Here is a 12,399-nt window from a genome sequence, read left to right on the forward strand (position 1 = left end):
ATCACATCCTGAACAGGCCGAAGGTCGTCGGCGCGATCGGCGCATTCGCGGCGGCGGACAACCCAAGCCCCAGCACGAGGCGCGTGTCGGCGGGATCGATCACCCCGTCGTCCCATAACCGCGCGGTGGCGTAATAGGGATTGCCCTGGCTCTCGTATTGCGCGCGGATGGGCGCCTGGAATTCACGCTCCTCCTCGATCGACCAGTTGCCGCCCTTGGCTTCGATATTCTCCCGCCGCAGCGTACTGAGAACCGTCGCGGCTTGTTCGCCGCCCATCACCGAGATGCGCGCGTTGGGCCACATCCACAAAAATCGCGGCGAGAAAGCGCGGCCGCACATGCCGTAATTGCCTGCGCCGTAGGAGCCGCCGATCACCACCGTGAACTTGGGCACGCCCGCGGTCGCGACCGCCGTGACGAGCTTGGCTCCGTCGCGCGCGATGCCGCCCGCTTCGTATTTCCTGCCGACCATGAAGCCCGTAATGTTCTGCAGGAAGACCAGCGGAATGCCGCGCTGGCAGCACAGCTCAATGAAGTGAGTGCCCTTCAGCGAGCTTTCGCTGAACAGGATGCCGTTGTTGGCGACGATGCCGACCGGGTAGCCCCAGATATGGGCGAAGCCGCACACCAGCGTCTGGCCGTAGAGCTTCTTGAATTCGTCGAACTCAGAGCTGTCAACGATGCGGGCAATGACGTCGCGCACGTCGAACGGCTTGCGGCCGTCCGCCGGCACCACGCCGTAGATTTCCTCCCGTGCGAACAGCGGATCGCGCGCCTCGCGCATGTTGAGCGCGGCGCGCCGTGGCGGTTTCAGGGTGGAAACGATGCGGCGCGCGATCCCGATCGCATCAGCATCGTTTCGCGCATAATGATCGGTGACGCCGGATTGGCGCGAATGCACGTCGGCGCCGCCGAGTTCCTCGGCGGTAACGACCTCGCCCGTGGCCGCCTTCACGAGCGGCGGCCCGCCCAGAAAGATCGTGCCCTGATTGCGGACGATGATGCTCTCGTCCGACATCGCCGGCACATAGGCGCCGCCCGCGGTGCACGATCCCATCACGATCGCGATCTGCGGAATGCCGATGGCCGACATGCTGGCCTGGCTGTAGAAGATGCGCCCGAAGTGCCGCTCGTCCGGAAATATCTCGTCCTGGTGCGGCAGGAAGGCGCCGCCGGAATCCACCATGTAGATGCAGGGCAGATTGTTCTGCCGCGCGATATCCTGCGCGCGCAGATGCTTCTTCACGGTCATCGGATAATAGGTGCCGCCCTTGATGGTGGCGTCGTTTGCGACGATCACGCACTCGCGGCTGGTGACGCGTCCGACGCCCGTGATGATGCTCGCCGAGTGCACGTCGCCGCCGTACATCCCGTTAGCCGCCAGCGGCGACAGTTCGAGAAACGCGGTGCCGGGATCGAGCAGCAGATCGATGCGGTCGCGGGCCAGCATTTTGCCGCGCGAGGTGTGGCGCGCGCGCGCGGCCTCGCCGCCTCCGCCCGCGACGCCCGCGAGCTTGTCGCGCAGCTCGTCGACCAGAACTTTCATCGCCTCGACGTTGCGCGCGAAATCTGACGACGTTGGATCGACACCGGAACGGAGCGCCATGACAGTCCGAATGCTTGGCAGGCGTTGAAACGCGCGCTTCAATCCGGCCAGATTACGATGATTTGGGATCAAAGCGATCCAAAATCATGAACCTGATCGATTTCCGTATTTTTTGATGCGCGGGACGCAGGTGGGCGACCGTTATGGTCTGCCCTCATGCCGCTCAGACGCCAGGACCTTTCGGTAAGGTCGGTCTCCTGATTGGCCTGTCGATCGCTTCAATGGGTCCAGGGCTCGATGCGGCGGAACGCGAAATTGTCCGAATAGGCAGCCTTTCGTGTCGCCCTTCCCGTCGGCTCGATCACTTGATAGGGGATGCCTTCGCGCTCGCAATAGGCGATCGCATCCTCCCTGGTCTCGAAACGAAGCGTGATCTGCTGCTTCGTGTCGCCCGAACTGGTCCAGCCCATCAGCGGCTCGATCGCTCTCGGCTGCTCTGGCTCGTAGTCCAGTTGCCATTCCTTGGTCCTGGCAGCGCCCGATTGCATCGCGTTCTTGGCGGGCTTGAAGATACGGGCCATCATGGATTTCGCTGTAACCTGTTGCTGGCGTCGATCCGCCAGAAAGCCGGCGGACACCCTTGGGTCTCAAGTATATTCGCTATATTACGGCCTGACAATCTGGCGCGAGCGACATCGGGTCGTGTCTTCCGTGGCGGCTCATCCTCGGCGTCGAGGGATGACGTATCGGCCACGTAATGCGGAAGCACGGCCAAAAAGAAGGCCGTTTCACGCAATGTTCGTTCACGATCCGTGCGAACGTGGTCGAAGGTCAATGGTTTTCAAGGAACGGAAGATTGCGGCTAATCCTCTACCGCGCCTGAATCGGCAAATTCGGTGCCTCTGCCCGCCAGAAGTTCTTTCAGATGGCCGCGCAACCGCTCCGCTTTTTCATACCGCAGCGAAGCGACGGTGACCTTGTCGACCGCGACAATGATCTGGGTGGCCGCATTCACGCATGAAATCCGGCCGGATGCGTTATCAGTGCCCGCGAGCGCTTTGCCCAGTCCGGTTTCCAGCGTCTCGGCTTCAACCGTGTCCAGCGTGAGCGGATCACCGCCATCGATCGTAATGTCAATCTCGAGGCCGTCCCCTTGGACCGGCTTACGAGCGCCAAGCGTCCAACTGCTCATTGCTTCGCCTTCCTCGCCATCGCGAATGTCCGCCCTTTCGCCACCCGGTCTTTCTGGGAGGATGCGTTGATCGAAACCGACAAGATAGTGGTTGATGGTCGGGGCAGCTGGATTCGAACCAACGACCTGCAGTACCCAAAACTGCCGCGCTACCAGGCTGCGCTATACCCCGATCCGCTGGGAAACGATGTCGTTACATCCTTCCGGGCGGCCCAGCAAGTCGCTCAGAGCCTCCCGCGGACTCAGCGGCCGTTGAAGAGCGGATGCGACACCCGGTCGCCGGGCGCGATGCCGTATTTTTTTGCGGTGCCTCCGATCACCTCAAGCACACCTTTAGCCGGCCTCCGTGACGAGATGATCCGGGTGGATAGAGGCTCGGTGTTTTCGGCGATCCGCACAATGCGGCCATTCGAGCCGATAAAGATCATGTCGAGCGAGATGTAGGTGTTTTTCATCCACATCGACACCTGCTGCGCAGGAGAAAAATCGAACAGCATACCCTGCCCGTCAGGCAGATGCTTTCGGTGCATCAACCCGGTGGCTTTCTCCTCAGGCGTCGTCGCCATTTCAACGGAGAATATCTTTACGCCGGTCTTGGTCGCGATTTCCAGCGGCTGGAATTCGGCTGCGTGGACGCGGTACGGGGCGACCACGGCAATCCAGGAAAACAGGGCGATCCACAAAACAGCGCGGAACCACCCAGAACCGACATCCCGCAGTCGTAGCATCGGACAACCTGCCAGTGCAATTGCCCAAATCGCCTTCCGCCGCCAGCAGCAGGCGATTGCAAGCGCAGAACACGATTCCCGAAAATCAAACCTCAAGCAACCCCGCGCGGCTTCCCCGACGGTCTGTTTGGCGGATCAATGCGAGGACACGCTGGGGGCGCCCGTTTCAGGCTGGACTTCCGCCGCCATCATACCCTTGCTCCCCGGCCCGAACCGGACCAGGACGAACTGCCCCGGCCGAAGCTCCGTGAGGCCGAAGCGCCGTAGCGTTTCCATATGCACGAAGATATCCGGCGTTCCCTCGCCGCGCGTCAAGAAGCCAAATCCCCGCAATCGATTGAACCATTTGACCTGCGCCCTCTCCAGGCCGCTGGTGGGCGTGACGCTGACGTGGGTCCGGGGCGGCAGCATCTGCGCCGGATGAATCGCGGTGGACTCATCCATCGACGTGATCCGGAACGCCTGATAGCCTTTCGCCCGCTGCACGCAGTCACAGACCAGGCGAGCCCCCTCATAAGCGGTCTGATAGCCATCGCGGCGAAGCACCGTGACGTGCAGGAGCACATCCGGCCAGCCATTATCGGGGACGATAAATCCGTAGCCTTTTGAAGCGTCGAACCATTTGATGACGCCGCTGATCTCGACGATGTTGGCGGGAGATTCCCCAAGCCCGGCAAACGGACCGGCCCCCGCCTCTCGATCAGTCGTTCCGGAAAACTCCTTCGATCCCAAGGGATCGTTCACCGTCGGCCCCGCAAACTTCCTGGATTCAAAACCGTCCGACCCCATGACGCAGGCCCCCACACATTATTTACTACGGTTGCTTCAACTACGGCTGCCGTCTGGCGCAAGGCACCGTTATTTACTACCGTATATAGCCAAGCGAATCTTACGAATCAAAAGATAACACTCTTGGGGGCGTCGCAAGACAAAAGATAAATCGATCGACATCTATAAACAGCCTTGCACAATGCACGAATCAATTCTCACCAGATTTTGATTTTCGGTTTGCCGATGGGTTTCATCGCTGTCGAAAATCATCGCCGGTACGTATTTCGGCTGTTATCGATGAGGTTTGTAGAAGCATCGTATTGTTTCACCGCGCGGCGTGGGCGCGAACAGATCCATGCGCCGGCAACTCCAAGTACCCGTAGCCAGTACCCGCAGACTCGCTTCCCGTCTGCGTTTGTTTTGATCTTTTCTCTGGAATTTCTCCAAGTCAGGCGCGTGAAGGCAGCACACATCAACGGCAATCTGAATGCCGCGCGCACGAAAAAATAAATGAACCGGGTTCAACAAGCGTCCCGAAGGCAGGGTCGTCGCTGCCCGCGTCAACAATTAACGTGTGTCATTAATTTGAAGACATCACCGGCCTGCGCTTCCACCCGTGAACCGGCGCCAGCTGAGCGCCGACGCGATCCTTCCGCCGGTGGAGCCCGCGCGATGCGGATGTCGACCCGGAGAGATTTCATCTCGATCTCTCCGGGGATCTTCAACTCAGGTTAATTCAGGGTCACCAGCGTCCGCGGCCACCCCAACCCCGGCCACCGCCATAATAGGCACGGCCGCCACCCCAATGGCGATGACCACCGTAATACCGCGGTCCTCCCCAGCCACGATGGCCGCCCCAATAGCCGCGGTGACCGCGGAAACCGCCGTAGTAACCTGGGCCCCATCCGCCACCATAAAATCCCGGACCCCAGCCACCTCCCCATCCGCCACCCCAACCGGCGCCGTAGATGCCCGGTCCATATCCTCCATAGTACGGGCCACCGTAGTAGCCATAAGGTCCGTAGAACGAACTCGCCATTGCGCCCGCTGCGAGAGCGCCGACGGCAAGACCGATTCCAAGGCCCGGCCCAAATCGTTGGGCCTGAGCCGGTGCCGAGATGACGGCGCTGCCGAGCGTGGCCACGGTCGCAATCATGATCAAGTTCTTCTTCATGTCGCTATCCTCTCACCAGAGATCGTCGCAATAATGTGTTCGCTAAAACGAGGTTTGCAATGCGCCCGGCTTGAATACAGTCCAGATCGGGTTTCTATCGTTTCGCGTTAGTTTCCAGACCTGACGATTAAGAAGCCTGACGCTGGCGCAGCCCGCGAGCCGCCGATGAGAATCGCTCCGCGATCCATCATCAAGATGATCGCCGACCCTCGCCTTTTTCGCCTGATGGAGCTGCTCAAGCGGGCAGGACGACGGTGCCGGACGTTCACGCATCATGCAGGTCAAACGAGCAAGCGGTCGAAAGGGTTCCATCGCCGCGGCAAAAAACGTCGTTTAGTTAACATTCCCGCTTTGCGGCCCGAAATCGGGAACTGGATATAATTTCACGTACCGATCTGGTTTTGCTATGATTTTATCGGCCCCATCTCATCAGGAGACATCACAGATGCGCTACCTTCATACCATGCTGCGCGTGCGCGATCTTGAGATCGCGCTGAAGTTCTATGTGGATGCACTGGGGTTGAAGGAGGTTCGTCGCGTCGACAACGACAAGGGAAAATTCACCCTGGTATTCCTGTGCGCCCCCGAGGATGAGGACCTGGTGAGGCAGTCCGGGGGGCGTGGCGCGCCGCTGGTCGAATTGACCCACAACTGGGTGGAGGAGACATACGGCGAGGATCGCTTTTTCGGTCACCTCGCCTATGAGGTGGACGACATTTATGCCACGTGTGACAGACTGATGCGGCTCGGGATCACGATCAACCGTCCTCCCCGCGACGGACAGATGGCGTTCATCCGCTCTCCGGACCTGCACTCGATCGAACTGCTGCAGAAGGGTGAAGCTCGTCCGGCGGCTGAACCGTGGATTTCGATGCCGAACACCGGTCATTGGTGAGAGCTTCCGACAACGTTCCTTAGGTCAGAATAGCGCGTCGCCCGATGGCGACGAGCCCATCGGTGCACGGCCTCCCTCCCTTCCCAGGCAGTTGCTCGCACGTTGTAAGCGGGAACGATCGACGGCGGCTCACGTTCTCCTTGGCATTTATTGACATACAAGGAGACGTCGATGGGACGCGGACTTTTGCTTTGGCTGCTTGGCGTGCCGATACCGGTGATACTTCTGCTGTGGCTTTTTTTCGGCACGTGAACGCGCGCTACGTACTTGCTTGAAGGCCTCGCTTAAGCGAGGCTTTTTCTTGCGCCGCGCCGCGATCCAGTTGCCTGGTGCCGTTGTGAAGCTGCCGGTGTGCCTGAATGCTTCATCTGAGGGGCGGCACCTGAGGTGGCCTGAGAAGATATCGGTCGAAACGGAGGCGCCACGATACTGGTTCTCGCCAGGGAGAACGCTTGCTCCTCCGGGCAAACGCCACTATACGTTTCGCCGTTGCCGCCGGGCCGGTTCATCGCCGCCCGGAGACGCTGTCTGATCAGATCAAAACACAGGATATTGATCAGCGGCGATATCGCAGCGGATTGAGACTGAAGCGACGGCGCGATTTGCCGCTGAGAAATTCAGCTCCCTTCGTCTATCGGTCAGGACGCCACCCTTTCACGGTGGAGAGAGCGGTTCGATTCCGCTAGGGAGCGCCATTGGCTTTTTCTCCCTTTGAAATCACTAAACAAAATGCCTTCCATTGACCCACTTTTAGGAACGGATGTTCTGGTGGGCCACAAAGGCAGGTTTGGGGATAGGTTTGCTAAACCTTTATAGGGTTGTAAAGCCCTATCGAGGGTTCGAATCCCTCCGGCTCCGACAATCAATGTTTACGCGGGTTTCCTGCTTTTTTCCCTCGCAAGAGCCCTCCCCTGGCGCAAATTTCTGAAACTGCAATCCGCGGCATTTCTGAAACTGCCGTCCACGTTGCGTTCCGCCAACGTCGGCTGACATGGCATTTCTTCTCAAAAGCGAGTGGAGATGCCGAGGTAGCCAACAACATCGGGCGTGTTGCGGTTGAGGCCGATATTGGCTCCGATATCGAACTGCAGCGACGGGCGCGGCTGCCAAGCCAAGGATACGTCATAACTATACTGGCTCACCGTGCCAGTCGGATCGAAATTCTGGTTGGTCCAAATCTCGTTGTACAGGGTGAATTGCCCGAACTGCTTGGCGATGTTCACCAGGCCGGTCAGGCCAACGTGCCGGCCCCGGCCATCGAAATCGGCCAGCACATCTAGTTGCGGGCCAAGTGTGACAGTCCAGCCACCCGGCGCGCTGTAGTTAATCGGGACGGCAACGCCGCCTTCAATCTTGCCGTTGCCGATGTCGGTGCGGGCGGTGGGCAGCTTTGCGAATGGTAGAATGGCAAGCTGGAAGTCACCCTCAAGAGGGGTAAGGCGCTGCTTGAAGCGAACGGTCACGTCGCCCACACCCGAGACAGAAGCGACATAGCCGTTGGCGTCATGCCGCCACACCCGGGTGAAGGGTACCCAGTTGAGTTGGATGTCGCTGCTGTCAGTCAGGCCGTATTTGTACGTTGGATTGGTGAACAGCAGCTGGTCAGTGCGAGCACCGGCAGCGGTGTTGCTCAGCCAGTTGAAGGTGTCAGCCTCAATCTGAACCTTCCCCTTTGGCACTGTGCAGGCGAAATTGGACTTGGTGGGCCGGTCCGTGCAGATCGGTGCATCCGCCGTGGACGCGGTGGGTACAACATTCTGTGCCAGGGCAGGAGACGCGAAGAGCACAGCCAACAGCAGGACTTCTGATGCGCGCACCATGGAATGGGCCTTAAATGTTGACCTGCGTTCCCACCTCGACAACGCGCCCGGTCGGAATCTGGAAATAATCCGTCGCATCGTTGGCGGACCGGCTCAGCGCGATGAACAGGGGTTCAAAACGCGATCGCTCGAACGCCTTACTATTGGGGCACTGCCCGGTTCAATCAGCAACCCTGTCCGCGGCTCGTCCCGCCGCTTGGCCGGTCACATGGGCTGCCTTCTCGCTGATCTTTTCAGCTTTAGCCCGACGCTCGCACCTTTCGCGGATGTCATCGAGTTCCTCATCGGTCAGATGCTCAATCCCGACGAACGAATTTTGCGCCGCACTCACGCGGATCAACTCGTCCAACTTGGCTTGAATGGCAGCGCCGTCGCGGTTTTGGGAATTTTGGATTAGAAACACCATCAGAAAGGTGACGATGGTAGTGCCGGTGTTGATCACAAGCTGCCAGGTGTCCGAGTATCCGAACAGCGGACCGGTGACAGCCCAGATCAGAACGACGGCGACGGCCGTCACGAACGTCAGAGCTCGGCCGGCCGCACGTGAGGCCTTGTTTGCGATCTCTGCGAATAGCTTCGAACTTTTGCTGCGATTCGTGTTATCGGCCTGCTCAACGGCGGATTTCACTTCGCGCCCTATCGTCGGCATCGGGACCCTAACGCTCTTACGCTTTCACATGACAACATGACGCCGCCCTAGGAAGCAAAGTTCCTTGGACCCCCGCGCATTCTCCCAATTTCCTAAACCGCTACCCTCTCCCCCGCCACCTCCATCATCAGCCACCCGAGCAGCATCAGCGTGACGCCTGCGCCGAGCACCCTCCCCGCCAGATCGCTGCCGCTGTTGCAAAGGCGCATCCAGCCGGCCACGAAGACCAGCACGGCTCCGAAGCTGAACAGCAGGGAGCCGATGGAAGCGAGGATAGATTGCATCAGGGATTCCATTCCTGCGCGCGGCGTGGTAGTGTGACTTGGCTTGCTGCGGCGCTTTTATCCGCTTGCGCTATGCGGTGATGTCAGCACCGTCTGGTACGACCCCGTCATTGAGCGGTCCACGGGCAACGTCACAATCCGGACAGCAAGCGCCCTCACCCCCTCGGATCAACGATCGTGAACCCCGCGATCGAGCGCGGATGGATGCGGGTCTTGCCCCGCCCCGAATTAGCATCCCAAACCAGCCAGACCCTGCCGTGCAGGTGCCGCTTGAGCACGAACACATGGCCCCGCCTCGCCGCAACCATGCCGGGAGCTGGGGCCGCCCTTGGAAAGCGCAGCCAGTTCGCCGCGAGGTTCAGCCTCGGGATAATCCGGCCGAAGATGTGGAGCGACGCCCCGCAGCCGCAGTATCGGCGCGGGCAGCCAGCCGGGCGACCGCCGACAATGCGACCAGCGCCGGTGGCCATGACGCGGTGAAGGCCGGGAGGCATGGGGGCCGGTCTTTTGCTCATTTTTGAACGAAAGGCTTTACGCTTCAAATACTTGAGGCTGCCGGACGACCTCGATACTGTCGATGTCGGCAATACTGACGCCATCCCGACGTCTGGAGCATGGTGCCGGTGATGATGCCTCGGCCTCGCATCGGCGCTCGACGCAAGCACGACAGCGCAAAGCGCCGCCAGAATGGCGGTGGGTCGCATCGATCAGCCCCCCTTCATCCAGGAAGCAATTTTACTGATCGATTCCCCGATCATCACAAAACCGGCGAGGATGCCTATCAACCCGACGATGACCCACTTCATGAAGGTGCCAACCGTCCTGATCGCTGAAACGAGGCGGATGCCATCATTCAGGGTGTCGATTTCCTCGTCGCGAAGATTGGAGAGGAAATCCTTCGTCCGCGCCGGCAGATCATCGAACCGCTTTGCTTCGCTCACTTGCGCCTCCCGATGATCGCGGCGACATTCTCGAACCCACGCTTGGCGAAGTAGAATCCGACGATCAGATTTGCCGTCGTCTCGATCCAGCCGCCGAGCGGGTCGGTTATCCCGAGGCCAAGCACCTTGTCGTAGATCAGGAGCTTGCCGACGTAGACGGCGACCGCGTAGCCCATGAGCTTGTCGGGCTCGTACCAGTGGCCGAGCGAGGCGATGCGATATTGCGCCTGCACCTCGATCTCGCGCTGCTGCACGGCCATCTCACGCGTCGCCAGATCGGCGGCGATACGATCAGCGTCATTGCCGGCCGACAGTCTGGCCTTGTACGCGTCCAGCGCCTTGTTCAGCAGTGGGCCGGTGAGCAGCGACGCGAGCCATGACAGGATCGCCGTCATTTCACTACGTCCTTTTTCGCGATCGACCGCAGTCGCGCGGCGATCGTGATGCCGGACACCAACATCGCGAAATAACCGAGGTACTGCGGGTTATCCTTCAGCACCGTCATCACCTGGCTCTTGAAGTCCGGTGCGCCGAGCAGCGCGGCCAGCGGGTCGACATAATCGAAGGCCGTTGAAGCCGCCGCGACAGCGAGGGACCAAACGACGGTCGCTGATCGGCCGGACAGGGCCCATACCTTTTCCCAGAAGGTGTCGGCCTCGGCATAGAAGCCCTTCAGAGCGGGCAGCGCTCTCAGAACAGGCCGTGCGAAGATCACGTAAGCGGCGATGAGCCCGGGAATGATGAACAGGATCCAGATCATTTTGCCCTCCTGAAGATTGCGATGATGGCCAAGAAAAAGGCCGCCCAAACGGACGCCTGCGGGGTCGGTGCGGATTGTGAGGCCGGCGCCGGATCGGGCGGCGCGGGATCAGGGACGGGTTTGGGTGGCGGCTTGACCGGAGCGGCGGCGATCTCGCCCCACTCCGCGCCTTGCAGGATCTTCGTGATCCGCGCCAGTTGCGATTGACGGTCGGCTAGTCCGTTCGTCCCGCCATTCCAGAGCTTGACGCAACCGCGGAAGTCGCCGTTATCCGCAAAGCGGTTCAGCCCCTTCCAATCCCAGAAGGCCGCGCAGATGTCGGGCTGTAGATCGTGGCGGCTGGCGAGGTCAGGAGCCGACACAAGATCAATGCCGATGCGCTTGCTGATCTGTTCATATCCGTCGCGCCCGGTGATCTGCGGACCGCCTCGGCCGATATAGGTCGAGCCGTCATTCGTCCCCGGCCGGTTGCCCATGCGGTTGCCGTAAATGTCGTCGAAGGCTTTGCGCTGCCAGCCTGACGCCGTGCCATACTTGGCCTGAACGGCGGCGGCGTTTTTGAACCGGTTCGGCCACACCTGAGCCATCCGGGAGGCGGTGTAGTTGATGTTTTCGATCAGCCCCCGGATGGTGAAGCCAGCCGTCTCGTGATGAATGTTGGCGAAGAAATAAGCGAGCCGCTGCCGGGTCTGGTTTACGCCGACCGCGCTCAACACGCCCTGCTTTTCGGCAAAAGCGTCGATGATCGTGGCCGGGGCCTTCGGAAAGATGGAGCGCAGTAAGGCGGGCGTCAGCCGCACGCCAGCGCCCCCGGAATCGAGGTTGGGCATATGGAAACTCTCCTGCGGAAAGCCGCGCTCAGGCGGCTCGTTTGTGTATCAGATTTTGATACAAAGCTATTGCATTCCGTATCAAGGAATGATACGTTTACTCATGATCAAAAGCTTCAAGGACAGCCTGACTGAGGACACCTATAACGGCGTGGTGCGTAAAGGCTTCCCGGCAGATTTGATCAAGGTTGCTAGACGTAAGCTCGCCTATCTCGATGCGGCCAAGGTTCTAGATGACTTGAAAGCGCCACCCGGTAATCGGCTCGAAGCTTTGGTCGGAGACCGCAAGGGGCAGCATTCGATCCGCGTCAACGATCAGTTCCGCATCTGCTTCGTTTGGACCAATGAGGGTCCGAAGGACGTAGAATTCATCGACTACCACTGAACCCATGGAGGGTGTCGTCATGGCTAGAAAGCTTCCGCCCATGCATCCCGGCGAAGTTCTCCGCGAAGAATTTCTTGTTCCGCTCAACCTGTCGGCCGGCAAGCTTGCGAAAGCCTGCGGCATTCCCCGCACCCGGCTCGAACGGATCGCCAATGAACAGATCGGCATCACTGCCGACACGGCCTTGCGCCTCGCCAAGGCTTTCGAAACGACGGCGGAGCTTTGGCTCAACCTTCAAACCTCTTACGACATCCGGGTCGCGAAAGAACAGATCGGCAAAGACCTCGAAAAAATCGAGCCGATTGCGCAACACGCCGCGTGACCGGTCGAGGTTGGGCATTGGCGGGTCCTTTGGGTTTACTCGGAGAGGTTGCGGAGGTAGGAATTCAGCCCGTCATAACAGGAGGTGGTTTTATGCGAGCCA

18 protein-coding genes, 3 tRNA genes and 1 pseudogene are annotated in these 12,399 nt (G+C 59.9%); 6 read left to right on the top strand and 16 right to left on the bottom strand.

Annotation, left to right across the window (positions count from 1 at the left end; genetic code table 11):
- Position 1 precedes the first annotated feature (1 nt).
- The 6 genes from ACMYR2_RS09205 to ACMYR2_RS09230 form a co-directional block, all read right to left on the bottom strand.
- Positions 2–1,606, bottom strand: a complete 1,605-nt coding sequence (locus tag ACMYR2_RS09205; protein WP_416194040.1) for a carboxyl transferase domain-containing protein — start codon at positions 1,604–1,606, stop codon at positions 2–4.
- A 218-nt stretch (positions 1,607–1,824) separates the two neighbouring features.
- Positions 1,825–2,130 (bottom strand): ETC complex I subunit, encoded by a 306-nt coding sequence (locus ACMYR2_RS09210; protein ID WP_347263324.1) that lies wholly within the window; start codon positions 2,128–2,130, stop codon positions 1,825–1,827.
- A 278-nt stretch (positions 2,131–2,408) separates the two neighbouring features.
- Positions 2,409–2,738, bottom strand: a complete 330-nt coding sequence (locus tag ACMYR2_RS09215) for a hypothetical protein (protein WP_347263325.1) — start codon at positions 2,736–2,738, stop codon at positions 2,409–2,411.
- A gap of 95 nt (positions 2,739–2,833) precedes the next feature.
- Positions 2,834–2,910, bottom strand: a tRNA-Pro gene (locus ACMYR2_RS09220).
- Positions 2,911–2,980: 70 nt separating this feature from the next.
- Positions 2,981–3,466, bottom strand: a complete 486-nt coding sequence (locus ACMYR2_RS09225) for a DUF192 domain-containing protein (protein WP_347263326.1) — start codon at positions 3,464–3,466, stop codon at positions 2,981–2,983.
- Between the two features lie 135 nt (positions 3,467–3,601).
- On the bottom strand, positions 3,602–4,255 hold the full coding sequence (locus ACMYR2_RS09230) for a cold-shock protein (RefSeq protein WP_347263327.1): 654 nt from the start codon (positions 4,253–4,255) through the stop codon (positions 3,602–3,604).
- 225 nt (positions 4,256–4,480) lie between these two features.
- Here ACMYR2_RS09230 and ACMYR2_RS09235 point away from each other — a divergent pair, with 225 nt between their 5' ends.
- Positions 4,481–4,747, top strand: coding sequence for a hypothetical protein (locus ACMYR2_RS09235; protein ID WP_416194041.1), 267 nt, complete (start codon positions 4,481–4,483; stop codon positions 4,745–4,747).
- A 232-nt stretch (positions 4,748–4,979) separates the two neighbouring features.
- On the opposite strand, the gene ACMYR2_RS09240 is transcribed toward ACMYR2_RS09235, so the two are convergent.
- Entirely contained in the window at positions 4,980–5,411 is a 432-nt protein-coding gene (locus ACMYR2_RS09240) for a hypothetical protein (RefSeq protein ID WP_416194042.1), read from the bottom strand.
- A 445-nt stretch (positions 5,412–5,856) separates the two neighbouring features.
- On the opposite strand from ACMYR2_RS09240, the gene ACMYR2_RS09245 reads away from it, so the two are divergent.
- The 3 genes from ACMYR2_RS09245 to ACMYR2_RS09255 all read left to right on the top strand — a co-directional run bounded on the left by ACMYR2_RS09245 (position 5,857) and on the right by ACMYR2_RS09255 (position 7,164).
- Positions 5,857–6,306 carry a VOC family protein gene (locus ACMYR2_RS09245; protein WP_347263329.1) on the top strand — a complete coding sequence of 150 codons (450 nt, stop codon included), beginning with the start codon at positions 5,857–5,859 and terminating at the stop codon, positions 6,304–6,306.
- A 620-nt stretch (positions 6,307–6,926) separates the two neighbouring features.
- Positions 6,927–7,001 (top strand) — tRNA-Glu (locus ACMYR2_RS09250).
- Between the two features lie 75 nt (positions 7,002–7,076).
- Positions 7,077–7,164, top strand: a tRNA-Ser gene (locus ACMYR2_RS09255).
- A 146-nt stretch (positions 7,165–7,310) separates the two neighbouring features.
- On the opposite strand, the gene ACMYR2_RS09260 is transcribed toward ACMYR2_RS09255, so the two are convergent.
- The 9 genes and pseudogenes from ACMYR2_RS09260 to ACMYR2_RS09300 form a co-directional block, all read right to left on the bottom strand.
- Positions 7,311–8,126, bottom strand: coding sequence for a transporter (locus ACMYR2_RS09260; protein ID WP_347265414.1), 816 nt, complete (start codon positions 8,124–8,126; stop codon positions 7,311–7,313).
- Positions 8,127–8,136: 10 nt separating this feature from the next.
- Positions 8,137–8,235: pseudogene (locus tag ACMYR2_RS09265) on the bottom strand (KUP/HAK/KT family potassium transporter); the annotation flags it as partial.
- 51 nt (positions 8,236–8,286) lie between these two features.
- A complete protein-coding gene (locus ACMYR2_RS09270; protein ID WP_347265413.1) occupies positions 8,287–8,775 on the bottom strand; it encodes a low affinity iron permease family protein in 489 nt (162 codons plus the stop codon).
- Between the two features lie 92 nt (positions 8,776–8,867).
- The gene (locus tag ACMYR2_RS09275; RefSeq protein WP_416194043.1) at positions 8,868–9,059 is read right to left on the bottom strand and encodes a hypothetical protein; all 192 of its coding nucleotides are present in this window, start codon (positions 9,057–9,059) and stop codon (positions 8,868–8,870) included.
- Positions 9,060–9,214: 155 nt separating this feature from the next.
- Positions 9,215–9,763 (bottom strand): hypothetical protein, encoded by a 549-nt coding sequence (locus ACMYR2_RS09280; protein WP_347265412.1) that lies wholly within the window; start codon positions 9,761–9,763, stop codon positions 9,215–9,217.
- Between the two features lie 3 nt (positions 9,764–9,766).
- Positions 9,767–10,000 (bottom strand): hypothetical protein, encoded by a 234-nt coding sequence (locus ACMYR2_RS09285; protein ID WP_347265411.1) that lies wholly within the window; start codon positions 9,998–10,000, stop codon positions 9,767–9,769.
- Positions 9,997–10,395: a hypothetical protein gene (locus ACMYR2_RS09290; protein WP_416194044.1), complete on the bottom strand. Its 399-nt coding sequence runs from the start codon at positions 10,393–10,395 to the stop codon at positions 9,997–9,999. Before ACMYR2_RS09290 ends, ACMYR2_RS09285 begins: the two co-directional genes overlap by 4 nt.
- Positions 10,392–10,760: a hypothetical protein gene (locus ACMYR2_RS09295; protein WP_416194045.1), complete on the bottom strand. Its 369-nt coding sequence runs from the start codon at positions 10,758–10,760 to the stop codon at positions 10,392–10,394. The genes ACMYR2_RS09290 and ACMYR2_RS09295 overlap by 4 nt, the downstream gene beginning before the upstream one ends.
- Positions 10,757–11,590 carry a glycoside hydrolase family 19 protein gene (locus ACMYR2_RS09300; protein WP_416194046.1) on the bottom strand — a complete coding sequence of 278 codons (834 nt, stop codon included), beginning with the start codon at positions 11,588–11,590 and terminating at the stop codon, positions 10,757–10,759. Before ACMYR2_RS09300 ends, ACMYR2_RS09295 begins: the two co-directional genes overlap by 4 nt.
- 103 nt (positions 11,591–11,693) lie before the next feature.
- Between ACMYR2_RS09300 and ACMYR2_RS09305 the strand changes: the two genes are divergently transcribed.
- Positions 11,694–11,975, top strand: a complete 282-nt coding sequence (locus ACMYR2_RS09305; protein WP_416194047.1) for a type II toxin-antitoxin system RelE/ParE family toxin — start codon at positions 11,694–11,696, stop codon at positions 11,973–11,975.
- A gap of 19 nt (positions 11,976–11,994) precedes the next feature.
- Positions 11,995–12,297, top strand: a complete 303-nt coding sequence (locus ACMYR2_RS09310; protein ID WP_416194048.1) for a HigA family addiction module antitoxin — start codon at positions 11,995–11,997, stop codon at positions 12,295–12,297.
- The last annotated feature ends 102 nt before the right edge of the window (positions 12,298–12,399 follow it).

The organism is Nitrobacter sp. TKz-YC01 (assembly GCF_047824785.1).
In the GTDB taxonomy this organism is placed as follows: Bacteria; Pseudomonadota; Alphaproteobacteria; order Rhizobiales; family Xanthobacteraceae; genus Nitrobacter.